This window comes from Shewanella profunda (genome assembly GCF_023283765.1).
Taxonomy (GTDB): domain Bacteria; phylum Pseudomonadota; class Gammaproteobacteria; order Enterobacterales; family Shewanellaceae; genus Shewanella; species Shewanella profunda.
Genome location: NZ_JAKILG010000014.1, coordinates 67,476 through 94,076 on the forward strand (window position 1 = coordinate 67,476; position 26,601 = coordinate 94,076).

The following is a 26,601-nucleotide window of genomic DNA, read 5'->3' on the forward strand; positions in this document are numbered from 1 at the left end:
TGAGCCCCTGGAAGTGTGTTCCGGGGGCTTTTTATTGAAAAGTTTTTTAGAGGCAAAATCATGATCCCTGTAGTGGCCCTTGTTGGTCGGCCGAACGTCGGTAAATCCACCCTATTTAATCGCCTTACGCGCACGCGTGATGCGCTGGTTGCTGACTTTCCTGGCCTAACACGTGACCGTAAATATGGTCGAGCATTTTTATCCGGCTATGAGTTCATAGTGGTCGATACTGGCGGTATCGATGGCTCTGAAGAAGGGATCGAGACGAAAATGGCCGAGCAATCCCTTGCCGCCATTGAAGAAGCCGATGTGGTTTTATTTATGACAGATGCGCGCGCCGGTTTAACCGCCGCGGACTTGTCGATTGCACAGCATTTACGTAGCCGTGAAAAAACCACTTTCGTGGTTGCTAATAAAGTTGACGGTATCGATGCCGATTCGGCCTGTGCCGAGTTTTGGTCATTAGGTCTAGGTGAAGTTTACCAAATGGCGGCGTCCCAAGGGCGCGGCGTGACCAATATGATCGAATACGCGCTGACCCCTTATGCCGAAGCTATGGGTATTGTGCGTCAAGGTGAAGAGGAAGTTACCGAAGAGCGCGAATATACCGAAGAAGAAGCCGAAGCTGAGCAAAAGCGTCTGCAAGATTTGCCTATCAAGCTGGCGATCATAGGTAAACCTAACGTAGGTAAGTCGACCCTCACCAACCGTATTTTAGGTGAAGAGCGTGTCGTGGTATTCGATGAACCCGGTACGACCCGTGACAGTATTTACATTCCGATGGAACGTGAAGGGCGCGAGTATGTGATTATTGATACCGCAGGGGTTCGTCGTCGCAGTAAAGTACATCAAGTCATTGAGAAATTCTCAGTGATCAAGACCTTAAAAGCGGTTGAAGATGCTAACGTGGTGTTGCTTATCATCGATGCCCGTGAAGGTATTGCCGAACAAGATTTAGGTCTGTTAGGTTTCGCGCTCAATGCGGGCCGTGCCTTAGTGATCGCCGTTAACAAGTGGGATGGGATCGACCAAGGTATTAAAGACCGCGTGAAGAGCGAGCTTGACCGTCGTCTTGGCTTTATCGATTTTGCCCGTATTCACTTTATTTCGGCGTTGCACGGTACAGGTGTTGGCCATTTATTTGAATCGATTGAAGAAGCCTACGACAGTGCTACCCGCCGCGTCAGCACTTCCATGCTGACCCGTATTATGCAAATGTCGCAGGATGATCACCAGCCGCCGCTAGTCAATGGTCGCCGTGTGAAGCTTAAATACGCCCATGCCGGTGGTTACAACCCGCCAATCGTGGTGATCCACGGTAACCAAGTGAGTAGACTGCCTGACTCGTACAAGCGTTACATGATGAACTACTTCCGTCGTTCATTGAAAGTGGTGGGTACGCCTATTCAGCTGCGTTTCCAAGAGGGTGATAACCCATTTGAAAACAAGACTGAGAAGTTAACCATGAGCCAAGAGCGTCGCCGCAAACGCGCACTGAGCCATATTAAAGATCGCAAAACCAAATAGTGTTTTTTACCGAACACATTTGAAAAAAAGGAACCTTAGGGTTCCTTTTGTGTTTTAAGACGATTTCAGCCTTGCTTAGCCTTATTCGAGCGGCTTTATCTGTGTGACAGTTGAAATCACTTGTCCATCGCGCAAGCGGGTCTGCAGGCTATCACCGATGATCAGTTTATCGGCGGAGTCGATCACTTGATTGTGGATATCAGTAGTAATGCTGTAGCCGCGACTTAAAGTGGCAAGTGGGCTCACGGTTTCAAGTTGATGGGCCGCATATTTTATCCGTTGTTCACTTTGACTCAGTTTGTCCTGCAATGCATCCTGTAAGCGACTCGCAAGATAACTTAGACGGTTACCCTCGATGGTGAGCTTATGTTTGGGAGATTGCTGCTCAAGGCGACTTACGAGCAACTGCTGACGGCGGCTGAGCAGATGCAATCGATTCGATAGCGCAGACTCCAGCCTTAATTGCATTTCATCAAATCTTTGCTCGAACTGCTGTAAGGTACGTTTGGGATCTAAGCGTTGTAACCTATGTTCTAGCAAACTTAAGCGTCTTTCTTGCTTGAGCTGATAGTGTCTTGCACTTTGCTGTAGGCGCGATAAGGCCGTAGCGAGCTTTTGCGACTTATTATCGCTGTCTTGGGAGAGTAATTCTGCACCCGCGGACGGCGTTGGGGCGCGGATATCAGCAACATAATCACTGATGGTGGTATCGACTTCGTGGCCGACGGCACTGACGATGGGCAGGGCGCTGTTATAAATTGTGTGGGCGAGGGCCTCGCTGTTAAAACACCATAAATCTTCAAGTGAACCGCCGCCGCGGGTCAGCAGTAATACATCAACCTCCAACCTTTGATTGGCGATATTAATTGCCTGACATATGCTCAAGTCCGCGGTTTCACCTTGAACTTGGGTGGGATAAATAACAACTTCGATGGAGGGATCGCGCCTTGCCAATACATGTAATACGTCGCGGATCGCTGCGCCTGTGGGGGAGGTGATAACACCAATGCGTTGAATATTTTTCGGCAAAGGTCTTTTAGTGTCGGCGGCGAATAATCCCTCGGCCGCAAGCTTCATCTTGAGTGCATCAAATTGCTGGGCAAGCAGGCCATCACCTGCGGGTAACATGGATTCGATTAATAACTGGTAGTCTCCCCTTGGTTCATAAACGCTAATAGCACCTTTGACTAGCACTTGCTGACCGTTGATAGGCTTAAAACTGACCGTCTGATTGCGCCCTTTAAACATAGCGCAGCGGATCTGTGAATAATGATCTTTTAAGGTTAAATACCAATGGCCTGAACTGGGAGATGAAAAGTTGGAAATTTCGCCATTGAGCCAAATTTTACCCAATTGTCCCTCGAGAATTTGCCTGACCTCCCCATTGAGGCGGGAGACGGTATAAACATTATTTTTGGCGACTTGCATGGATTTTCTCGCGCAAATGGGAATTTTTCACTATTTTCCATTTACCGCGCCCGATATGCAAGGTATAATCCAGCCGCAATATTTCACCTCTAAATCCTACTCAAATGGGGAGATGTTGCTAATGCTACGTTTAATTAAAGAAGCGCTAACTTTTGACGATGTGTTACTGGTTCCTGCGCATTCTACTGTACTCCCAAATACCGCCATCCTTAAAACTCGCCTGACCAATACTATCGAACTGAATATCCCACTTGTGTCTGCCGCTATGGACACAGTTACCGAAGCTCGCCTTGCGATCGCTATGGCGCAGGAAGGTGGCTTAGGCTTTATTCACAAAAACATGAGTATTGAGAAGCAAGCCGAAGAAGTTCGTAAAGTGAAAATCTACGAAGCTGGCGTGGTTCAACAACCTGTGACTGTGACCCCCTCAACGACACTTGCCGATCTAAAAGTGCTAACCCTGAAAAATGGTTTTGCGGGTTATCCTGTGGTTAACGAAGCTCACGAACTTGTGGGTATTATTACTGGCCGTGACGTGCGTTTCGTGACGGATTGGAGCAAGACAGTAGAAGAAGTGATGACGCCTAAGTCGCGTTTAGTCACTGTTGCTGAAGGTACTAAGTTAGATGAAGTGCAAAAACTAATGCACTCACACCGTATCGAAAAAGTGTTAGTGGTCGATGATAATTACAAGCTAAAAGGCCTCATTACCGTTAAAGACTTCGAAAAAGCCGAGCGTAAACCTAATGCTTGTAAAGATGAGTTAGGTCGTTTACGTGTGGGCGCCGCCGTCGGTGCTGGTGCGGGCAATGAAGAGCGTGTTGATGCACTGGTTAAAGCCGGCGTTGACGTGTTACTTATCGATTCTTCCCATGGTCACTCAGAAGGCGTATTACAGCGTATTCGTGAAACCCGTGCTAAATACCCAGATTTACAAATTGTGGGTGGTAACGTCGCAACTGCAGAAGGTGCTTTAGCATTGGTAGAAGCGGGTGTTAACGCCGTTAAAGTGGGTATTGGTCCTGGTTCTATCTGTACAACCCGTATCGTAACCGGTGTTGGCGTGCCACAAATTACCGCGGTTTCCGATGCTGCTGAAGCCGTAAAAGGTTTAGGTATTCCTGTGATTGCCGATGGCGGCATTCGTTTTTCTGGCGATTTAGCCAAGGCCTTGGCCGCGGGTGCATCTTGTATTATGGCGGGCTCAATGTTTGCCGGGACTGAAGAAGCACCGGGTGAAACTGAGCTCTATCAAGGTCGTGCCTATAAATCCTACCGTGGTATGGGTTCATTAGGCGCTATGTCTCAAGGCTCTTCCGATCGTTATTTCCAATCCGATAATGCTGCCGACAAGTTAGTCCCCGAAGGTGTTGAAGCGCGCGTGCCTTACAAAGGCAAGTTGAAGGAAATTATCCATCAACATATGGGCGGTTTACGTTCATGTATGGGATTAACTGGCTGCGCTACGATTCTTGAACTAAATGAAAAAGCGCAATTTGTGAAAGTGACTTCAGCGGGTATGGGCGAGTCCCATGTACACGATGTGACTATCACGAAAGAAGCGCCGAACTACCGTTCAGGCTCTTAAATGTTTGATGTAGCGGGGCGGCAATAAGCCGCCCCGCTAGTAATATATGTAATGCCCTCAAGATTGACGTTGTCAGTGTTGAGCCAAGTTAAACAATAGATAAGATAAAGGTTATCCATGAGCGATATTCATGAGCACAAGATACTGATCCTCGATTTTGGATCCCAGTACACTCAACTGATTGCCCGTCGTATCCGTGAAATTGGCGTTTACTGTGAATTATGGGCATGGGATGTCACCGAAGCCCAAATCCGTGAGTTTGCCCCGAACGGTATTATCCTTGCGGGTGGCCCTGAAAGTGTGACGGCTGAAAATTCGCCCCGAGCACCTGAATACGTCTTTAACGCTGGCGTACCTGTTTTAGGTATTTGCTATGGCATGCAGACTATGTCTGAGCAGTTAGGCGGCAAAGTTATCCAAGGTGTGGGTGAAGGTGAATTTGGCTACGCTCAAATTGAAATGTTGACAAAGTCTGCGCTGTTTAAAGATATCGAAGATGCCGTAAATAGCGAAGGTAAACCGCTGCTCGATGTGTGGATGAGTCACGGCGATAAGGTCTCTGCGATTCCTGAAGGTTTTGTGGCAGTAGCTAAAACTGACACTTGCCCATTCGCCGCGATGGCACATGAGGCAAAACGTTTTTATGGTGTGCAGTTTCACCCTGAAGTGACCCACACTCGCCAAGGTATGCGCATGTTGTCGCACTTTGCCTTAGACATTTGTGGTTGTGCGGCAAACTGGAAACCATCATCGATTATCGAAGATGCGATAGAGCGCTTGAAAAAGCAAATCGGTGACGATGAGGTGATTTTAGGGCTATCGGGCGGTGTCGATTCTTCGGTTGTCGCTATGCTATTGCACCGCGCTATCGGTAAAAAGCTGACCTGCGTATTCGTTGATAACGGTTTATTGCGTTTGAACGAAGCCGAGCAAGTGATGGAAATGTTTGGCGATCATTTCGGCCTGAATATCATCCATGTCGATGCGGAAAACCGTTTCCTCGATGCGATGAAAGGCGAAGCCGATCCAGAAGCTAAGCGTAAGATCATCGGCCGTGTATTTGTGGAAATTTTCGATGAAGAATCGAAAAAATGCGCCAATGCGAAATGGCTAGCGCAAGGCACTATTTATCCAGACGTTATTGAATCTGCTGGCAGCGCCACAGGCAAAGCCCATGTGATCAAGTCGCACCATAACGTTGGCGGTTTGCCAGACGATATGGCGCTCGGTTTAGTCGAGCCGCTGCGTGAACTGTTTAAAGATGAAGTGCGCAAAATTGGTCTTGAGTTAGGGCTACCTTACAATATGCTCTACCGTCACCCGTTCCCAGGCCCAGGTTTAGGTGTGCGTGTGTTAGGTGAAGTGAAGAAAGAATACTGTGACTTGTTGCGCCGCGCCGATGCCATCTTCATCGAAGAACTGCATAAAGCCGACCTTTACAATAAAGTCAGCCAAGCCTTTACTGTGTTCTTACCTGTACGCTCAGTTGGAGTTATGGGCGATGGCCGTAAATATGATTGGGTTGTGTCACTGCGCGCAGTGGAAACAATCGACTTTATGACGGCACATTGGGCACATCTGCCCTATGATTTCTTGGGGCGTGTATCGAACCGCATCATCAACGAAGTCGATGGCATTTCCCGCGTAGTTTACGATATCTCTGGCAAGCCGCCAGCGACTATCGAATGGGAATAAGTTACCTGTGATAGATTAAAAAGGCGCCTAGAGCGCCTTTTTTACGCGCCTGTTTGTGCAATCAAACTAGCGCGATTAATATCATGCAATATTTTTAAAAGTAATGAATAAATAGAGGATGCTGGTGGAACAATCTGAGCAGGACGAATATTGGATGCAAGTGGCTATGGCTATGGCTGAAAAGGCTGAAGCTGCGGGCGAAGTGCCCGTGGGTGCGGTATTGGTCAAAGACGGTCAGCAGATTGCGACGGGTTACAATTTATCCATTAGCCAACACGATCCTAGCGCCCATGCGGAAATTTTATGTTTGCGGGAAGCGGGGCGTTGGGTCGAAAACTATCGTCTTTTGGATGCGACTCTATATGTCACCCTTGAACCTTGTGCTATGTGTGCGGGGGCAATGGTGCATAGCAGAATTGCTCGTGTGGTATTTGGTGCTCGGGATGAAAAAACGGGTGCTGCGGGTACAGTAGTGAATTTACTGCAACATCCGGCATTTAATCATCAAGTTGAAGTGACATCGGGTGTATTAGCAGAGGCTTGTAGCGCCCAGTTGAGTCGTTTTTTTAAACGCCGTAGGGATGAGAAGAAAGCCCTAAAACAGGCTCAAAAGGCGCAGCAAGGGTGAGGATAAAAGCACTTGGATAGCTTTTCTAGTCTTGGGATTGGATAAAGGTAAAGAAAAGCTTTTGGCGGTTTAATACTCGACGATGGCGTATTTTTAGCAAAGTACGGCGACGCGATGCATTGTTATGGATAGTTTTTTTTCTCATATTGACCCCATTTCTGATTATTTTTATTGAGCGTTATTGATGCCAACTTTACTTAAATTTAACACTTATGGCGCTAATTTTTTATCTCAATTGAGATAAGACAGTAACAGCTGAGATAAAGGGCGGCAATCCCCCACTGGTTATCTGCTTTATAAACCAGCAGGTTAATGCATCAGTTGGTGCACTTTAGCGCCCCTTCACTTAATTTAAGATTAAAATTCGTGGGGTTTAGGTTAAGAAAGTCATTAGTGCGTGTTGGTTCAACCTTATGTGTGTAAAACCCACATGCCTTTAATAAATTATTTTGGTTGTTCTGGACTGAGTGAGCCAACGGGCATACTGGGGAGATCTTCAGCGGTAAGATCGCTCTGATCTTCCTCTGGCATGGGTTGTTTCGACTGATTATCAACCCAAATTAAGGTGTCGTAATAGCGGCGAATACTATCCACATAATGTACCGCTTCACTGCCACGAGCATAACCATAACGGGTTTTTTGATAGTATTTCCGTTTTTGTAGTAGAGGCAAAACTTTCTTTAGATCCCGCCAAGCATTGGGATTTAATTCCATCGATTCTGCAAGTTTGCGCGCGTCTTCCACATGGGCATAACCTATGTTGTAAGAGGCCAGCGCAAACCACATGCGTTGGCTTTCGGGGATAGACTCAGGCAAACGATTAATCATATCACGTAGATAAGCAGCGCCACCGCGGACACTTTCTTCAGCATCCAAACGGTTAATTATGCCAATTTCCTTGGCTGTGGGTTCAGTGAGCATCATCATACCGCGCACTCCCGTGGGGGAACGTGCATTGGGATTCCAATGGGACTCTTGGTAACTTGTTGCTGCAAGTTTACGCCAGTCTAAATCACCTGCGTGAGCCTCAAATAGTTGGCGATAACGGGGAAGGACGGTTTCGATAGCGCGCAGGAAAGCACGGGTATCGATATAGTCGAAACGTTTAACGTGGCCAAAGTATTTTTCATTGAGGTGATCGAGTGTGCCAGCGAGTTTTTCTTGGTGCCAAAAAGCCAATAATTGACTCATAAGTGCATCGCTGTGTCTTGGGGGTAATAACCAGACTACATTGAGCTTTTCCTCAAGCACAGGGCCTGAACGTAAATCGGGTAGATAACGACGGTTAATTTGCACACTGCTGGAGTCGGCGATGGTGTAATCGATTTCTTTATTAGCGATCATCGCTAGCAGCTCTTCACTGTCTTTATCTGTCACTTGATCCCACACTAAACTTGGGTGATGTTTTTGTAGCTGAGTTAGCGTCTCTACAAAAGCAGAGTCAGCAATGATAGTGATTTTTCCTTTTAACTTGCTGATATCTTTAGGTGTTGGCATGCCTTCTCGATAAACTAATACCTGATTGACACGATATAAAGGTGGGCCTAGGCGAAATTGTTCCCTTCGTACGGGCGTTTCCGTCATGCCTGCAGCAATAATATCGATTTCATTCTTTTTTAGCGCTTCATATAGATCTGAGCGGTTAGTGTAAGGCACCATTTTTAACGGGACGTTGAGATATTCGGCAAATCGCAGCGCCATATCGTAGTCAAATCCACTATTTCCCTGACCGGACGTCATATAGATTTGGGGGCCATAAAGGGTTCCCACCCGCAGTTCGCTGAGTTTATGGGGAGCGAATTCTGGTTCGTCCACAGTCGCCTGCTGACAGGCAGTCAGTAAGAAACCTAAGATGATAGTAAGCAGAAATCGAGTCATTAAATGTGCTTTGTTAAATAAAATCAATATGATGAGTAATTGATGGTCAGTGAGGTATCAATGATAAAATGGCTGACATTGCTGTGATTATATCCGTTTGTCTGGGATAACGAAAAAAATTTGTACAGGGGGGCAGGGGGTGTCTGATAAAGCCGCGCTTTTTATATCACAGGAAACACTGTTTTGCGTAAGGTCGCAGGTGATTTGTGACAGACATTTCCTTATAATAGCGCCACCTCTGACCCCTGCAATAATAAATAATAAGGTGAATAGACGTGATGGAGATCATCCGCGGAGCCCCTGCACTCTCGACGTTTAGGGTGCAAAAGCTGATGGAGGCCTGCGAAACCGCTGCGCTTCCGGTACGCCAAATCTATGCTGAGTATGTCCATTTAGCGGATTTGAGCGAGTTGCTCGACACAAATGAACGCCAGCAGCTTGAAAAAATTCTCACCTATGGACCTGCGATAGAAGCTCATATCCCCCAAGGTTCACTCCTGTTTGTCACTCCTCGCCCCGGTACTATTTCTCCTTGGTCTTCAAAAGCCACTGACATCGCGCACAATTGTGGCCTTGGTAAAGTGAAGCGTTTGGAGCGAGGCGTTGCGTATTATGTCGAGTCAGATGCTCTGACAGCGCCTCAGCAACAAACCTTAAATGCGTTGCTGCACGATCGCATGGTTGAAATTATCCTCGATGATTTTGCCAAAGCCGATGTGCTGTTCAAACGCACTGAGCCTGCGCCGTTTAGGAGCGTCAATATTCTTGCCGAAGGTCGCCGCGCACTTGAAGTGGCTAACACTACATTGGGGCTTGCCTTAGCCGAAGATGAAATCGACTATTTAGTCGAAAACTTCGTCCGTTTAGGCCGTAATCCCCATGACATCGAATTGATGATGTTTGCTCAGGCAAACTCTGAGCATTGTCGTCACAAGATTTTTAATGCAGATTGGACTATTGACGGTGAAGTTCAGCCTAAGTCATTGTTCAAAATGATCAAGAACACCTTTGAAACCACGCCTGATCACGTGTTATCTGCCTACAAAGATAACGCTGCTGTGATGGAAGGTTCGGTTGCTGGCCGTTTCTTCCCCGATCCTGATGGGGTATATAGCTACCACACTGAACCTATGCACATCCTGATGAAAGTGGAAACCCACAACCATCCAACCGCCATCAGCCCCTATCCTGGCGCTGCAACTGGTTCGGGTGGTGAGATCCGTGATGAAGGTGCAACGGGTCGTGGTTCTAAACCTAAAGCGGGTTTAACGGGCTTTAGCGTATCCAATTTAAAAATCCCGGGTTTTGTTCAACCATGGGAAGGTGACTACGGTAAGCCAGAACGTATCGTCAGTGCGCTGGACATCATGACCGAAGGACCTCTGGGCGGCGCGGCATTTAACAACGAGTTTGGTCGTCCTGCGCTGGTCGGTTATTTCCGTACCTACGAGCAGGAAGTTAGCAGCCATAACGGCGTTGAAGTCCGTGGTTACCACAAACCGATTATGTTAGCCGGTGGTTTAGGTAACATTCGCGAAGAACATGTACAGAAGGGCGGAATCACCGTTGGCGCTAAGCTAATTGTGCTCGGTGGCCCTGCGATGAACATAGGTCTGGGCGGCGGCGCCGCTTCGTCTATGGCATCGGGTCAATCGAGTGAAGACTTAGATTTTGCTTCAGTGCAACGTGAAAACCCAGAAATGGAGCGTCGTTGTCAGGAAGTGATCGACCGCTGTTGGCAGCTTGGCGATAAAAACCCTATCCAATTTATCCACGATGTGGGCGCGGGCGGTTTGTCGAACGCTTTCCCAGAACTGGTGAACGACGGTGATCGCGGCGGTTTGTTTAATCTGCGTAACGTGCCTTCGGATGAGCCAGGAATGAGCCCGCTGGAAATCTGGTGTAACGAATCACAGGAACGTTATGTGATGTCAGTTGCCCCTGAAAACCTCGCGCTATTTACTGCAATCTGTGAGCGTGAGCGCACCCCGTTTGCGGTTGTGGGTGAAGCGACAGCGGAGAAACACCTGACGCTTAGTGACAGCCATTTCGACAATAATCCCATCGATTTACCACTCGAAGTCTTATTAGGCAAAGCGCCTAAGATGAGCCGTGATGTGGTATCGGCCAAAGCGGTATCGCCCGCGTTAGCGCAGGACAATATTGATGTTAAAGAAGCGGTTAAACGCGTACTGAGCTTGCCTACGGTCGCAGATAAAACCTTCCTTATCACTATTGGCGACCGCACAGTCACAGGTTTAGTGAACCGTGACCAAATGGTGGGTCCATGGCAAGTGCCAGTGGCCGATTGCGCTGTGACTGCGGCAAGCTTTGATACCTACGCCGGTGAGGCTATGTCTCTGGGCGAGCGTACACCGCTGGCGCTGCTGGACTTTGGCGCTTCTGCCCGTATGGCTGTGGCCGAGTCAATCATGAATATCGCTGGTGCCGATATCGGTTCATTTAAGCGTATTAAGCTTTCTGCCAACTGGATGTCTGCCGCGGGTCACCCAGGTGAAGATGCGGGTCTTTATGAAGCGGTTAAGGCCGTGGGTGAAGAACTGTGTCCAGAGCTCTGCCTGACCATTCCGGTCGGTAAAGACTCTATGTCGATGAAGACCGCATGGCAGCAAGATGGCGCGGATAAAACCGTGACCTCACCTATGTCTTTGGTGATTACCGCCTTTGGTGTGGTGCAAGATATTCGCAATACAGTGACGCCAGAGCTACGCACAGATAAAGGCGAAACGTCTTTACTGTTAGTGGATTTAGGTGCGGGCAAAAATCGTTTAGGCGGTTCTTGTTTAGCCCAAGTGTTTGGTGAGTTGGGTGATATTGCGCCGGATCTTGACGATGCTGCACTGCTGCGCGGTTTCTTTGAAACCATGCAAAACCTGGTGGCTAAAAAGTCGGTTATCGCTTACCACGACCGTAGCGACGGTGGTTTATTCACTACCTTAGTGGAAATGGCTTTCGCCGGTAATACTGGCTTAGATATAGATTTAGAGGATCTGCAGGGCAGTGATCTAGAACGTCTTTTCAACGAAGAATTGGGCGCCGTGCTGCAAGTGAGCCGCGACAACGCTGCGAAAATTGCCGCTCAGTTTGCTATCGCGGGCGTACCTTGCCATGTGATCGGAACTCTAGCCGACGATCAACGCATCACCATTAAAGATGGCGCGCGTGAAATCTTCAGTGATAGCCGCGTGGCGCTGCGTACTCTGTGGTCAGAAACCACGTATCGTATGCAAGCTCTGCGTGATAACCCAGCCTGCGCGCTTGAAGAGTTCAAACTTAAGCAAGACGAAACCGATTTAGGCTTAACCGTTAACTTAAGTTTTGATCCAAGCCAAGATGTTGCCGCACCTTATATCCTTAAGGGCGCAGCGCCTAAGATGGCGATTTTGCGTGAGCAGGGCGTTAACTCCCACGTAGAAATGGCTGCTGCTTTTGATCGCGCTGGGTTTGAAAGCCGCGATGTACACATGTCGGACATTTTATCTGGCCGTATCAGCCTAGAGGATTTCCAAGGCCTAGTGGCCTGTGGTGGCTTCTCCTACGGTGACGTATTAGGCGCGGGTGAAGGTTGGGCTAAGTCGATTCTGTTTAATGAGCGTGCTCGCGATGAGTTTTCACGTTTCTTTGAACGTGACTCAAGTTTCGCCCTTGGCGTGTGTAATGGTTGTCAAATGCTGTCGAACCTGAAAGAAATTATCCCAGGCAGCGAGCACTGGCCACATTTTGTACGTAACCGCTCGGAGCGTTTCGAAGCACGTTTCAGCTTAGTTGAAGTGCAACAGAGCCCGTCGTTATTCTTCCAAGGTATGGCGGGTTCACGTATGCCTATTGCCGTATCCCACGGTGAAGGTTTGGCTGAGTTTGCCAGCCCTGAAGCGTTGGCGATTGCCGAAGCGTCAGGCACGATTGCGCTACGTTTTGTCAATGGTAAAGGTGAAATCGCAACTCAGTACCCACAAAACCCGAACGGCTCACCCAATGGTTTAACGGGGATTTGTACCACCGATGGCCGCGTGACCCTGATGATGCCGCACCCAGAACGTGTGTTCAGAACCGTGGCTAACTCTTGGCATCCGGATGCTTGGGGTGAAGATAGCCCTTGGATGCGTATGTTCCGTAATGCGCGAGTGACCTTAGGTTAACCACCTAAAATACATCAAGTTTAAAGTTTAGTGGGTTAAAAAAAGGGGCGAAATTTTCGCTCCTTTTTTATATTTTAAATGCATGTTTTTTTTAAGTTTATATATTTCAATGCATTAGGTTTTATTGCAAATAATCTAATGTACTTAAGTAATTAAATTCTCACTTTAATTACTAATTACCTCTTAATGAGTATGTTGCACAATTGATAAGTTTCAATCCTGTAGATCCCAAGGTTGTTCCCTTAGCAGAAAATGTGAGATAGGAAAAGAAAAAGCCCCCAACTCAAAGAGAGGGGGGCTCATTTTGCGCTAACAAAACTTCAAGTTAAATCAGGATCTATGATGAATAAGCGCAAAGCTATTACAGCTCATGAGCTTTATAAAGTTCAACAAAAACAGGCTTATAAATGTTAATTAGACGTTCAAGTAAGTTTGTCATATCACTGCCTCCACACCAAAGTTAAACCAATGTGCGCGAAGTCGGACTGGGCTGGGATGCTTCACCATAACGTTCAAACCCTCTCCTTAGCACTGAACATATATTAAGCAGTGCACAGAATGTTATCAAACGAGAAAAAATACAATTAATCATTAGTAAAACTAATTTTAATTTTCTGATTTTTTATTTTGTTTTTATTCTTAATTTTGATTTATATGTATTTTATTTTATATATTAGTTCGATGCTGTTGATTTTGTAATAGTAAATTTATTGTTGTAAAGGTGTTTTTTGTTGTTTTACGGTATTAAGTGTCACTTATCGTGTTAACTGGTTGAAAATATACTTTTACGCCCACTAAATTTGCTTCTCTACTCTACTTTTTGCTATTTGTCAATCCACATATCAAGGGAAGTGTGTGCCCCGCCGCAAAACCCATCTAAACCGCTGAGTTTGATTGATTTGAATCAAAAGCAGGTGGTATAAAATACTCACAAATGAAAGCGAGTAAATATCCTAACTATCTGATATTTATATCGATGGGATCATTTGATTGGTTGGGTGGTGAGGTGTTGGTCTCAATGCTATGCGATAGTGTGACTTGTGTCTCAGTATGTGATGGAAATTGGTACTTTTAGCCCTTGCTACTTCGATGTAATGCAAAAGATTAATTTTAACGGTTTATACTGACGCCAGATATAAACACAAAATGAAACTCACTATCCTACAAAGGCACTTGCTATAAACAATGCGGATTTCGTTGTAGCAATTGGACGCACCACGTAAGGAGTTACCGATGATTGTTGAAGAGGTTGTTGAGCTATCGCGGTTGCAGTTTGCGCTGACAGCCATGTATCACTTCCTATTTGTTCCTTTAACTTTAGGGCTAGCATTTTTGCTGGCTATCATGGAATCACTCTATGTGATGACTGATAAACAAATTTATAAAGATATGACTAAATTCTGGGGTAAGTTATTTGGTATTAACTTTGCCTTGGGTGTTTCAACGGGTTTAGCGATGGAGTTCCAGTTTGGTACTAACTGGTCTTATTACTCCCACTATGTAGGGGACATTTTTGGTGCGCCCCTTGCCATTGAAGGTCTAATGGCATTTTTCCTTGAATCTACCTTTGTGGGTATGTTCTTCTTCGGATGGGACCGTTTCACTAAGCGCCAGCATTTAGTCGTGACTTGGTTAGTCGCCTTTGGCTCTAACTTATCAGCGCTATGGATCTTGGTTGCTAATGGTTGGATGCAAAACCCTGTGGGTTCTGTATTCAATTACGAAACCATGCGTATGGAAATGACCAGTTTTGCTGAAGTGGTCTTTAACCCCGTTGCACAGGTGAAGTTTGTTCACACTGTGGCTTCTGGTTATGTGACTGGTGCTATGTTTGTTTTAGCGATCAGTGCTTACTACATTCTTAAAAAACGTGACTTACCTTTTGCCCGTCGCTCATTTGCGATTGCGGCAAGTTTTGGTATGGCATCGATTTTGTCTGTTATCGTTTTAGGTGACGAATCAGGCTATAAAGTGGGTGAAGCACAGCGCGTTAAATTAGCTGCGATTGAAGCGGAATGGCACACTGAACCTGCACCTGCGGCTTTTACTGCTATCGGTTTCCCTAATCAAGAAACAATGGAAACTGATTTTGCGGTGAAGATCCCTTATGCAATGGGTATTGTAGCTACACGCTCATTGGATGAGGAAGTGACTGGTATTCATGATCTTATCACTGAGCATGAAGTTCGCATCCGTAACGGTATGAAAGCTTATGAGATGTTGGTGAAACTGCGTGCGGGTGAAGAAACACCAGCGCTTCGTGCAGCTTTCGAAACAGCGAAGGTTGACTTGGGTTACGGTTTATTGCTTAAGCGTTATACCGAGAACATTGTTGATGCGACAGAGGAACAAATTAAAGCAGCAGCTAAGGATTCTATCCCAAGTGTTGCCCCTATGTTCTGGAGCTTCCGTATCATGGTGGGATTAGGTTTTGTCATGCTGTTAGTGTTTGCAGCGGCATTCTGGCAAAGCACTCGTCATCAAATTGAAGAGAAAAAATGGGTGCTTAAAGCTGCGCTTTACAGCTTACCATTACCTTGGATTGCCATTGAATGCGGTTGGTTTGTAGCTGAATACGGCCGTCAGCCTTGGACTATCTCTGAAGTCTTGCCAACCTTTATGTCGGCGTCGAGTTTAACGACGGGCGACCTATGGTTCAGCATCATTTCCATCACACTGTTCTACACAGTGTTGTTGGTGATTGAGATGTTCCTGATGTTTAAGTTTGCCCGCCTTGGTCCGAGCAGTTTAAAAACTGGTCGTTATCATTTCGAGAAACTAGAAGCCTAAGCAGAGGATTTCATTATGTTTGATTATGAAATATTACGAGTAATCTGGTGGGCTCTGATCGGCGTACTGTTCATCGGATTTGCGGTAACTGACGGTTTTGATATGGGTGTGGGTGCGTTACTACCTATTATAGGTAAAGACGACACCGAGCGCCGTATTATGGTCAATACAATTGCCCCCCATTGGGATGGTAACCAAGTATGGCTAATCACCGCTGGTGGTGCGTTATTTGCCGCTTGGCCAACAGTGTATGCAGTGTCTTTCTCTGGCTTCTATGTGGCTATGATGTTAGTGCTGTTTGCCCTATACATGCGCCCTGTGGGATTTGACTATCGTTCAAAAATCGAGGATCCAAAATGGCGTAAGTCATGGGATTGGGCATTGTTTGCCGGTGGTTTTATTCCTCCGCTGATCATTGGTGTCGCCTTTGGTAACTTATTGCAAGGTGTTCCATTTAACTTTGATGAGTTCCTGCGTGCAAAATACCACGGTGGTTTGTTTGGATTACTAAATCCCTTTGGTCTACTTGCAGGTCTCGTGAGCGTGAGCATGTTTATGATGCAAGGCGCTTCGTGGTTACAAATGAAGACCGACAGTGAACTGCGTGTGAGAGCGGCTAAAGCGACTCAATTCTTCGCGCTATTAGTTGCAGTGTTGTTTGCTGCGGCAGGTGTATGGTTGACGTATGGTATTGATGGCTATGTTGTGACCTCGGCACTTGACCACAATGCGGTATCTAACCCGACGATGAAAACAGTAGCGGTTGAAGCGGGTGCATGGTTAGCAAACTATGACAAGTATCCAATCACTATGCTGTTCCCTATTTTAGGTGTGGTATTACCCCTGTTGGTGATTGTGGTAAGTCGCTTAAACCGTTCTGGCTTTGCGTTCTTATTCAGTTCATTAACTGTGGCAATGGTGATTTTGACATGTGGTGCTGCTATGTTCCCATTTGTTATGCCATCATCATTGGATCCAAATGTCAGCCTGACAATGTGGGATGCAACGGCTAGTGAAATGACCTTAGGTGTTATGACATGGGCGGCCGTGATTTTTGTGCCTATCGTGTTATGTTACACCGTCTGGACTTACTTCAAAATGTTTGGTCGTATTGGCCGTAAACATATTGAAGATAACAAAGCCTCACTCTATTAATGTTTACGAAGAATTAAGGAGCATCTGCTATGTGGTATTTTACGTGGATATTAGGGGTTTTGTTGGCCTGTTCTTTCGGAATTATCAATGCCCTATGGCTTGAAAATACTGAGAATATGGACAGATCGGCAGATGATGCCCAGTAACGTCTAATTCAATTTAAAAACCTCGCGTTTGCGGGGTTTTTTATTGGAATTTTTTTGATGGGCTGAGGTTATTTTTAACCTGTGCGGAGGGCTGCATCATCGCACTAGACCAAGCGTTGAGGCTAAGATGGCAAGGATACTACTGCGCCTGATATCAGTGCTAAAGTGAGCGTTAAGTGAGGCTTAGATTGCGCTTAAGATGAGAGGGCGGCGATAGCGGGTGTGTGTTTGCAGGCCAGAATAGCTCCCTAAATAACTGCCATAAAAAATGCCGCCCAGTGTGGACGGCATTTGATAGACAACTGATCCAATATTTGAGTTAGGCTTTAAATTGGCTTATTTGACGTTTTAATGCTGCGGCTAGGGAAGATAATTCATCGGCCGAATGAACTGTTTCAGTGGCGCGGTGTTCTCCTTCATTAGCCAATTCACTGATTTGATGTAGGTTATGAGTGATCTCTTGGGCAACACTGCTTTGCTGCTCTGTCGCCGAGGCAATATTGCGTGAACTAATGGCAAGCTCGCCAATACGGCGGGTAATTTCTTTAAGCTGCTCGCCCGTTATTTCACCCTGTGTCGCCGAAGTTGTACCAAGTTGATGACTCTGTGCCATTTGTTCGGTTGCATTTTTCACTTGGGTTTGCAGTTTTTCGATGGTTTGGCCTATCTCTAAAATTGAAGATTGCGTGCGCTGGGCTAATGTACGTACTTCATCGGCAACGACGGCAAAGCCTCGACCCTGTTCACCCGCTCGAGCGGCCTCAATTGCAGCGTTAAGTGCAAGAAGATTGGTCTGTTCGGCAATACTGTTGATCACCTCTGTCACCTTACTAATAGCCTCACTCTCTTGGCTGACCTTTTCGATGGATTGATGGCTATTACTGAGTTGCTGACTAAGTTTGAGTAAGTCTTGTACAACCTTACTCTGCTGATTGTAGCCTTCTTTAGCGGCTGAGTCGGCTTGCAGGCTCTGCTCTGCACCATCTTGGGCATGGTTGGCTACATCACGGATTGAGGTTGACATTTCTTCAATTGCCGTAGCGATTTGATCCGTTTGAAGCATTAATGCTTGGGCTTCTTCACCATTTTGCTTAGCGATGCTTTGTGCTTTTGATGCTTGTTGCTCTAGACTTTCGACGGAATCTTGCAAGGCAATAATGAGCTGCTTTAACTCAGAGGACATGACAGATACGCTAGTGGTGATCTTATCCACTTCGTTTTGGCTCAGAGGCCCAGACGGCGCTAAGTTTTGACTGAAATCGCCGCGGCCTAGGGTTTCCATATGATCTTGTAAGGCATGTAATGGTTTAAGTGTTCGAATGAGCACCACTGACAGCAGAGCTGTAATGAGTGCAATCCCTGTGATGGCGACAATTGCATTGATAATTAATAAATCAATGCTCTCCTCATTAAGTTCGTTTGCTTTTACTTGGCCCAGAAGTACCCAATTCCAGCCCGTAACGGTTTGACTATAGGCAAACATGCGTTCGTTATTAGTATTAGAGTAATCCCACTCTGACTTATCTTGTAGTGCTTGCTCTAGGGATAGACCGTCTAAAACTGTTTCGGTTACCTTGTCACCCGCATTAAATTTGGGGTGTGAAACCACGATCGCGTCGGTTTTTCGCATTAATAGGAAATGGCCACTTTCCTCTAAGGTTAAGTTTTTGACCGCTTTCTGTAGTTGTATTAGAGAGCTGGTGATATCAAAGCCTATATACAAGATACCAATGACTTGTCCTTGAGGATCTTTTATTGGTCGATAGACAGTCATATAGTCTTTGCCAAAGAGCTTGGCATAGCCTTCATATTCTTTACCGCTGATAAGAGGTTGGTAACCTGGGTGAGTTTTGTCTAGATAAGTCCCGACAGCACGGGTGCCATCGGCTTTTTTAAGGGATGTTGCAATACGAATAAACTCATCACCATCACGAACAAAGACTGTTGCTGTTCCGCCAGTAATTTTCGCAAATCGGTCAACTTTACTCATCGAAGAGTTTATTTGTTCTTTTTCGTGTAGTAGAGCAGGGGTACTGATCCCTAAAATATTGACGCGTTTATCTGGCTTACTAAATTGTCCGGGGTACATTTCTTTAAAGACATCTGCATTGCGCCTAGCAAGCTGCAGAATGCTATCATATTGCAGTTCTAACATATCTGAGACTGCGTGCATTTCGGCCTTCATTGCACTAATGCCTTTATCTTCGAGTACATTTGATGCCGCTTTATAGGCCAATGTGCTAAGTATGCTGAAGATAATAAGTGTGAGGAAAAAAGCGAGGGCGCCAATTTGTTTTGCGATAGGCCAGTTTTTATAGTTCATTCTGCGATCCTATTGGTAAAGGTGGCGCTAATGTAACTCAATTTTGACCAATTAGTCTTGATTTGAGTCTAATATTTCTCTTTGTTATAGAGAGTTTAGCAAGTTATTCTCAATCTAAACCATACAGTTAACCATATATTTTATAATATAAAATATTAATCAATATCGGCTTAATTACGCTAGCCATAAATGGGTAGACGAAGTCCCATAAAGTGAAATGAGATTAACTCTGCTATGTGTTGACCCAGGTATCATCTTTTACTTTTCGAGTATTCATTAAAAGTAAATACATTGTGGGTACCCATACTAGTGATAGTAACGTTGTCAGTAGCGTGCCGCCTGCAATTGCAATCGCGAATGGAGGCCAAAACCCGCCACCTGCAATGATTAAGGGGATAAATCCGCCAACCGTTGTAATCGTTGTTGAACCTATATGACGACCACAACTGCTAACAGTACTGATAATGATGTCTCTATCACCACGCCTTGCCGCAGGCATATCTTCGAGCTCAGCCAAGATCACAATGGCAGCGTTGATAGCGAGTCCCATTAACCCCAATAAACCAATGATTACGGGAAAACCAAAGGGATAGCCAAAAATAAATACGACTAATAAGCCTAATCCAGCAGATTGTATTGCGCTTAACAGAATAATGGCGGTGAGCCTAAAGGAATTAAATGACAGCACGAGAGTCGCTAACAGCAAGGTAACCACTAACATAACACTCGATAATAAATTACCTACTGCCTCATTGCGTTTTGCACTTTCACCTCCAATTTCAATACGATAGCCAGGAGGTAAGGTTAATTGTGCCACTTTATCTTTGACATCATTGAGTACTTGAGCCGGTAAAACCCCGCTGACGATATAAGCCTCAATAGTATTGACCCTTTGGCCATTACGCCTTGGAATGGCTCCGCGGCTCACTTGTATCTCACTATGGGAAAGGGCTGAGAGCGATACAGCTTCTCCGGAGGGTGAAACTAATTGAATTTCCGATAGGCGGTTTTCCTGCTCACGACTCTCATCGCCCAAGCGAACTCTTACAGCTAAGGATTCTGTTTGCTCGAGTACGCTTCCACCAATCACTCCTGTGGTCGACATTTGGATTTGTTTGGCAATGTCCGTTAGGCTCAAGCCACTCATTAAGCTGGCATCTTCATTCACTTGTAGCCACACCTTTGGTGCGCCAGCACTTAACGTTGCACGGGTATGAAGTACATCGGGTGTCGCCGCGAGAATAAGGCGAATTTCATCTCCAATGGATCGCAAAGTATCAAGATTAGAGCCGAAGATCATCAGCTCCACTGGTGCATTAAAGGGAGGGCCTTGCTCTAATTTACGGACTAAGACCTGCACCTCTGGAAAAGTCGAGTCCAATTGTTGCTGTAGCTGTGGGATCAATACATTAGCACGCTTAAAATCGATGACTTTCACCATCGCCTGAGCGTAATTAGTCGCACCTTGCTGGCGCTGGGTTAAGTTATAGTAGAAGGAGGGACTATTACCCCCAACAACCCAATCCACTTGGGTGATACCATCGACGTTGCGCAATTTTTTATCCATTAATTGCACTTGATTGAGCGTATTTTCAAGACTGGCATGGGGGGCAAGATAAATCTCAATCTGGAACATATCTCTGTCCGATGGTGGGAAAAATTGCTCCGTCATTTTGCCTGAAGCATAGAAACCCAGTGCTGGGATTACGCCTATTGCAATGGCACTTATCATGGGTCTATTAAGTGCAAATCTTAGGCTAGCTTGGAAATAATGGCTTACAAACGGCACACTGATCCCATGTTGGTACCATGCATCACGCTTGCCATCGATACTGAAACGTCCTGCCAGTCCAGCAATTAAGGTATGGGAAATTAAGTAAGAACCCAGCAATGCAAATATCACTGACATGGCAATGCCGCTCACAAACTCTCCCGCGGCACCGGGCATTAAAACGATAGGGGCAAAGGCAAGAATGGTGGTAATAGTCGAGCCTGCTAACGGGAGCCAAAGGTGGTGTAAGGTTTTACTGACGGCCGCTAATCGGCTCATTCCCTGTTGGCGACGCTGTGCTATGGCATCGACAATCACAATAGCGTTATCCACCATGATCCCAAGGGCAACGACTAAGCCAGTCACCGACATTTGGTGTATAGGTAGGTTTATGTATTTCATGCAAGCTAACGTAAACAACGCCGTCAAGGGTAAGGATATGGCCACAATAATGGCATTTCTTACGCCAAGGGTGAGTAGCAGTACTAATAAGATGATGATAAACCCTTGAAGTAGGTTTATGACTAAGTCACCAAGGCGTACGCTGGTGTAACTATTTTGCTCGAATAACCATTGTATTTTGATATTAGCGGGTACATCGCGATTGAGTTCGTCGACGACCTTATTTACTTGAGCCTGCCAAAGATCGACTCGGGTATTATTGAGCATCCGCACTGCAACAAATACCCCTTGCTCACCATCGACTAACGCTATGCTATCTGCAGGGGTTTGAGCTTGGCGAGTCACTGTAGCAATATCCCCAAGGCGAATAATTTGCCCGTGAGTATCTACTTTTAGTGGTACTTGGCGAATACGGGTTTGTGAGTCAAGTTCACCCGATACTTCCACTAAGGCGCGAAATGTTTTGTTATTAATTTCTCCAGCGGAGATTTTACTGTCGGCACTAGTCAATATCTGGGCAATAGCAGAGGGCGTGAGCTGCAATTGGCTCATTTTGCTACCGTTGAGCTGAACTAAAATTTCTTCGGTAGGTGCGCCGTAGAGTTTGACAAAATCTGTGCCCGATAAAAGCCTTAATCGACTCTGCAGTTCTTTGGCGTAGCGGTTCAGAATATCCGCTCGAATAGGGGTATCAGCATTCCACACTAAACTTAAAATAGCGGTATAAGCATAACCTATCTGATCATCTAAGGTGGGGGTTTGAATGCCATCGGGTAGATTGGCTTTCGCGTCTGCTAATAAATCACGCGCCCGTGACCATACGGGCGCCGTTTCCATCACTGTATCTTTCAGCTCTAATTGAATGACTGACACCCCAGGCCTTGAAGTCGATTGAATGAGCTTAATTTCCTCTAATCGTCTTAGCTGATTTTCTATCACTTCAGTGACTAAGGCCTCAACTCTTTCAGCTGAAGCGCCGGGATAGGAGGTGATCACGGAAGCAAAACGGTTGGTAATATGGGGATCTTCGGTACGGGGTAGACTCGATATCGCGCCTAAACCCGCAACTATGAGTAGGGCAATGACGAGACTGACTAAGCGACCGTTTTCGACAAAGGCTTTGATCATCATTGCCTCGTTGCTGAAATGGTTACAGGGGATACGGTTTGACCAACAACTAATTTTTGTAGTCCTTGGCTAACATAGTGTTCATTTGCTTGTATCGCCCCTTGGATATAGGCCATATCTTGGGTCGTGTAGAGAATTTCCACATCGCGGCGTTCAATCTTTGCTTCGGCCTTGTTTGATGTGACTATGTAGATATTCCAAAGACCGCGAATACCATCGGTTAGCGCTGAAATCGGCACCCAATAACCCGCTTGAGTCACGTTTTGCTGTTGATGCAAATACGCTATCTCACCATTAATAACTCTCGCTTCTTTTGGCAGGCTAATACGTAACTGTAAGGTGCGGCTGATCGGATTGACCTCTGCGCTAATACCTGCAATTTGAGCGGTAAAATGTTGATCGTGTACGCTAATATTAACCTGTTTTCCGTGACTAAATTGACCCGCAATATCGACTGGAATACCAATGTACGCCTCTGGGTTAATATGGCCCACTAAGGTAAATACTGGGCTTCCGGTGGATACTACCTCCCCTAGACTATGGAGACGTTGGCTTATCGAACCATCAAATGGGGCTAGTAACAGTGATTTATCAAGTTTTAGTCGATTAGCGTGTTGAGAGGCAATCAGCCGCAGTTTTGCCGCTTCTAAACTAATTAGTTGACTGCGATTTTCATCGAGTAATTGTTCTGACACATAACCCGACTTTTTAAGCTCAAGATTACGTTTTAAGGTGCTGCTTGCGAGATCGACATCGGCTTGAGTTTGCGCGAGGCTTGCTTGTATCTCTTGGCGTTCGGCCTCAAGCAGTCGCGTGTCAAGTCTGGCGAGCACTTGTCCCTGTACAACTTTTGCTCCGCTATCGACATAAAGTTCGCTCAATTTCCCCGAAAGTTCAAACCCCACACCCGTGGTATTACCCGCACGTATCGTACCTGTGAACACTTGATCCTGTTGGTAACTGGATGTGAATACAAGCGGCGCTGTCACCACATGTTGTAATGAGGCGGAGTTTGCATGCTCAGTCACTTCTCTTTGGCAGGCACTTAATGCCACTAAGGCAAATGTGCTGATGGCAATAGCGCGCCAAAAACGTCGGGCAGCTCGATCCATTTCAGTCCTTCCGTTGTAGTGTTAACGTTAACATTGTGTAACTAGACTTGCTAGTCTAGTTGTGCGGAACTGGACTGTCTAGTCTATTTTGTGCTTAACTAATACATATTTATCGTGTCAATAAATGAGAGTGTTGATATGACTCAGTGTTCAGATATGCAATTACCTTTGAGCCGAAGTGAGCAAAAAAGGCAGCAAGTCCTTGTCGCAGCAATTGATTTATTTTGTCGCCAAGGTTTTCCCCATACCAGCATGGACGAAGTTGCTAAACTTGCAGGAGTCTCAAAACAAACCGTGTATTCCCATTACGGCAGTAAAGATGAATTATTTGTTGCAGCAATAGAATCTAAATGTGTAGGCCATAATCTGCATGATGATCTACTCAATGATCCGGCTCAACCAGAAGCTGCCCTGACTCAATTTGCACTGCAGTTTGGCGAGATGATAGTGAGCCCAGAGGCGATAACCGTGTTTAAAGCTTGTGTGGCTCAATCAGAGAGTCACCCTGAGGTATCGCGACTGTTTTTTGAAGCTGGGCCACAGCATATTGTGGGCATATTGGCGGATTATTTACTGGCGGTCGAAGCGCTGGGGAGATATCAGTTTGGCAATGCCCATCAAAGTGCAGTGCGTCTGTGTTTGATGCTGTTTGGCGAGCTAAAACTTAGGCTAGAATTGGGGCTTGAGATTGAAGGATTACTGCTAGAGCGAGAGGGGTATATTCGTGGGTGTGCCGATATGTTTTTAAGGGCATATCGTGTCTAGTGAACCCCCTAAATAGAAATTGTATCCGTTTGTTATTTTATGCTAAAAGTCTGAATTTTTTATTGGATAAAGCGTATTATTCGCAAAATCAATCTACGATTTATCTCACAAGGAGTGACTGTGGCTAATCAAAGTATTCCACAAATAAGTGCAAGTATCGTGATGTTTAAGAGAAGTTTATTACTCCTTCCGCTGTTAACTAGTGTTGCTATTGGGGCTGAGAAGCCTGAGCAAGACCGTAAATCTTTTCGGTTAAGTATTGCGCAGGTAAGCACCCAAAGTGCAGAGGTGGCTAACGGTAATACCGAATTACAACGGGACAGTTTATTACTTAATGCAGGGGTAAATATTCCCTTAAACAGGCAGTGGTCATTAGGGGTTAATCTAGGATACGACAGGCTAGATTACGATTGGCGTCATATCAGTTTGACAGGGGCGAACAATGTTTCACCACTGTTTGGGGGTGATGGACAAATCTGGGATCATATCAATCGTTACCGTGCTGGAGTGTCCCTAAATTACCGTTTAGATAAGCATTGGGCATTCTTTTTAGCGCCACAACTCCAATATGCCTATGCAGATACCGCATCCTTTAGCCATGCTCAGAGCTATGGTGTAGTGGCTTCTGCAATGTATGCGTTTGAGTCTGGTAATATGATTGGTTTTGGGGTGGCGTATCTCAATGATATTGATGAAGTCCGCACCGTTCCGTACCTCGCAATGCGATGGCAGATAAATGAACATTGGGCACTTGCCAATCCCTTTAAAGCAGGTTTTAGTGGTCCCGCAGGATTAGAGCTAAGTTATCAATTTAATTCCGATTGGAATATCGGATTTGGTAGCTCAAAGCGTACCGAAAGATTCTTAATCGAAGACGATGACATCGCTGTTGAAATTAACGAATGGGCGAGTTATATCCGTGGTGGTTGGCAAGCTACGCCCACAATATCCGTTAATCTTTATGCCGGTTACTATTTTAACGCAGAGTTAGAAGTGACGCATCAAGCGACGGTTGATATGGATAACCAAGGCGCAGCCGCCTTGGATATCGAATTTAAATTCTAATTCAAATTTTTAACCTAGCTATTTACCCAGCATTGCCTCTTTAAGGCTTTTCTGGGCGGGCTTATCACCAAGCCAAATTTTTAGTAATGCCTGACGGAACATTTCACCTTTGATGGTGGCTTGTTCCTGATCATTCTTATACGCGGTCACGCCGTGTTCTTTGCTGGTCAGCAGCGTGAATTGATCACCTTCTTTTATTTCCTCGTTAAACAATGCCATAAAAGTATCGATCTGTGGCTGAATATCTGTGGTGTTATCCGCGGTAGCCTGTTCAAAACCTTCTGTAATAGCGTTACGCATTTTTTCTGAGGTGATCATACCTGAAGTAATGTTTAGACGAATTGCAGCAATCGGCGCATCAATTACCGCGCTAGTTGTGGATAAAGGTGTTGGTACATAAAGGCTACCTACATATAAATCCATAAAAAACTTACTACGAACACCAGCGCCATTGAGTACTAGGGAGTCATTTTCTAGCGTGACAGTGTCGGCAACTTGTACACCAGAGATATCTTTCGCCATTGAGATATTAGGTAAAAGTAGCATTGTTAGTAAGGTAAGGGTAGAGAGTAACTTCATAATACACCTATTATCATATTGTTTTAATTATGGTTATCTTAACCGCGAACGCCGAGCTTATATTGACCATTTTGCTCGAACATGATCGCTTGTTTTTGTTTTGGTGAGATAAGGATCGGGCCATCATCGAAAAATAAAAAACACTTCCAATTTCGCACAAACACATCCCATCGAGTCTCGATGATCTGATACTTTTCATAGCAAAAAAACACCTGGGTCTCATCTGGCCATTGGATAAATTCGGCTAACATCTCAGGTAGACGATTATCTTCGCTGTCCCAACCACCTTGCCAGTGATCGGTTTTCGTCCAAGCATTAGCTTTTGCTGCCCAATCACCCTTAGTGAATTGCCCCCTGTGTCAGGATTGTTGTCACCCCTAAATAATCATTATGTTTAAAGACAGGGTGCGGCAAAAGAGAACGATATGGCTCGGTATTCACCAGAACGTAAAGAGGCGATC

General features: G+C 45.7%; 16 protein-coding genes and 1 pseudogene. 10 read left to right on the forward strand and 7 right to left on the reverse strand.

All coding sequences use genetic code 11. From position 1 onward, the window contains the following. The first annotated feature begins 60 nt into the window (after window positions 1–60). Window positions 61–1,527, forward strand: a complete 1,467-nt coding sequence (der, locus tag L2744_RS09310; protein ID WP_248991645.1) for a ribosome biogenesis GTPase Der — start codon at window positions 61–63, stop codon at window positions 1,525–1,527. A gap of 81 nt (window positions 1,528–1,608) precedes the next feature. On the opposite strand, the gene xseA is transcribed toward der, so the two are convergent. After that, window positions 1,609–2,955: an exodeoxyribonuclease VII large subunit gene (gene xseA, locus L2744_RS09315; protein ID WP_248991646.1), complete on the reverse strand. Its 1,347-nt coding sequence runs from the start codon at window positions 2,953–2,955 to the stop codon at window positions 1,609–1,611. 121 nt (window positions 2,956–3,076) lie between these two features. Between xseA and guaB the strand changes: the two genes are divergently transcribed. The 3 genes from guaB (at window position 3,077) to tadA (ending at window position 6,866) form a co-directional block, all read left to right on the forward strand. Then, window positions 3,077–4,543: an IMP dehydrogenase gene (gene guaB, locus L2744_RS09320; protein WP_248991661.1), complete on the forward strand. Its 1,467-nt coding sequence runs from the start codon at window positions 3,077–3,079 to the stop codon at window positions 4,541–4,543. 117 nt (window positions 4,544–4,660) lie between these two features. After that, on the forward strand, window positions 4,661–6,238 hold the full coding sequence (guaA, locus tag L2744_RS09325; RefSeq protein ID WP_248991647.1) for a glutamine-hydrolyzing GMP synthase: 1,578 nt from the start codon (window positions 4,661–4,663) through the stop codon (window positions 6,236–6,238). A gap of 118 nt (window positions 6,239–6,356) precedes the next feature. Further along, window positions 6,357–6,866, forward strand: coding sequence for a tRNA adenosine(34) deaminase TadA (gene tadA, locus L2744_RS09330; protein WP_248991648.1), 510 nt, complete (start codon window positions 6,357–6,359; stop codon window positions 6,864–6,866). Between the two features lie 444 nt (window positions 6,867–7,310). On the opposite strand, the gene mltF is transcribed toward tadA, so the two are convergent. Next, the gene (gene mltF, locus L2744_RS09335; protein ID WP_248991649.1) at window positions 7,311–8,744 is read right to left on the reverse strand and encodes a membrane-bound lytic murein transglycosylase MltF; all 1,434 of its coding nucleotides are present in this window, start codon (window positions 8,742–8,744) and stop codon (window positions 7,311–7,313) included. Window positions 8,745–9,022: 278 nt separating this feature from the next. Here mltF and purL point away from each other — a divergent pair, with 278 nt between their 5' ends. The 4 genes from purL (at window position 9,023) to cydX (ending at window position 16,995) form a co-directional block, all read left to right on the forward strand. Continuing rightward, window positions 9,023–12,904, forward strand: coding sequence for a phosphoribosylformylglycinamidine synthase (gene purL / locus L2744_RS09340; protein ID WP_248991662.1), 3,882 nt, complete (start codon window positions 9,023–9,025; stop codon window positions 12,902–12,904). Window positions 12,905–14,137: 1,233 nt separating this feature from the next. Beyond that, window positions 14,138–15,694: a cytochrome ubiquinol oxidase subunit I gene (locus L2744_RS09345; RefSeq protein WP_248991650.1), complete on the forward strand. Its 1,557-nt coding sequence runs from the start codon at window positions 14,138–14,140 to the stop codon at window positions 15,692–15,694. Window positions 15,695–15,709: 15 nt separating this feature from the next. Next, window positions 15,710–16,849 (forward strand): cytochrome d ubiquinol oxidase subunit II, encoded by a 1,140-nt coding sequence (gene cydB / locus L2744_RS09350; RefSeq protein ID WP_248991651.1) that lies wholly within the window; start codon window positions 15,710–15,712, stop codon window positions 16,847–16,849. A 29-nt stretch (window positions 16,850–16,878) separates the two neighbouring features. Beyond that, window positions 16,879–16,995: a cytochrome bd-I oxidase subunit CydX gene (cydX, locus tag L2744_RS09355; protein ID WP_248991652.1), complete on the forward strand. Its 117-nt coding sequence runs from the start codon at window positions 16,879–16,881 to the stop codon at window positions 16,993–16,995. A gap of 319 nt (window positions 16,996–17,314) precedes the next feature. Here cydX and L2744_RS09360 read toward each other — a convergent pair whose 3' ends face one another. The 3 genes from L2744_RS09360 to L2744_RS09370 all read right to left on the reverse strand — a co-directional run bounded on the left by L2744_RS09360 (window position 17,315) and on the right by L2744_RS09370 (window position 23,731). Next, a complete protein-coding gene (locus L2744_RS09360) occupies window positions 17,315–19,318 on the reverse strand; it encodes a methyl-accepting chemotaxis protein (RefSeq protein ID WP_248991653.1) in 2,004 nt (667 codons plus the stop codon). A gap of 232 nt (window positions 19,319–19,550) precedes the next feature. Next, on the reverse strand, window positions 19,551–22,619 hold the full coding sequence (locus L2744_RS09365; RefSeq protein ID WP_248991663.1) for an efflux RND transporter permease subunit: 3,069 nt from the start codon (window positions 22,617–22,619) through the stop codon (window positions 19,551–19,553). Then, window positions 22,619–23,731, reverse strand: coding sequence for an efflux RND transporter periplasmic adaptor subunit (locus tag L2744_RS09370; RefSeq protein ID WP_248991654.1), 1,113 nt, complete (start codon window positions 23,729–23,731; stop codon window positions 22,619–22,621). The genes L2744_RS09365 and L2744_RS09370 overlap by 1 nt, the downstream gene beginning before the upstream one ends. Before the next feature lie 138 nt (window positions 23,732–23,869). Between L2744_RS09370 and L2744_RS09375 the strand changes: the two genes are divergently transcribed. Both L2744_RS09375 and L2744_RS09380 read left to right on the forward strand, forming a co-directional pair. Continuing rightward, on the forward strand, window positions 23,870–24,496 hold the full coding sequence (locus L2744_RS09375; protein ID WP_248991655.1) for a TetR/AcrR family transcriptional regulator: 627 nt from the start codon (window positions 23,870–23,872) through the stop codon (window positions 24,494–24,496). Between the two features lie 162 nt (window positions 24,497–24,658). Further along, complete coding sequence (locus L2744_RS09380) at window positions 24,659–25,561, forward strand: DUF6268 family outer membrane beta-barrel protein (protein ID WP_248991664.1); 903 nt, start codon at window positions 24,659–24,661, stop codon at window positions 25,559–25,561. Window positions 25,562–25,579: 18 nt separating this feature from the next. Here the strand turns inward: L2744_RS09380 and L2744_RS09385 are convergent, their stop codons facing one another. Next, on the reverse strand, window positions 25,580–26,140 hold the full coding sequence (locus L2744_RS09385) for a chalcone isomerase family protein (RefSeq protein ID WP_248991656.1): 561 nt from the start codon (window positions 26,138–26,140) through the stop codon (window positions 25,580–25,582). A gap of 38 nt (window positions 26,141–26,178) precedes the next feature. Then, window positions 26,179–26,490, reverse strand: a pseudogene (locus L2744_RS09390) (DUF2947 family protein); the annotation flags it as partial. Window positions 26,491–26,601 lie beyond the last annotated feature (111 nt).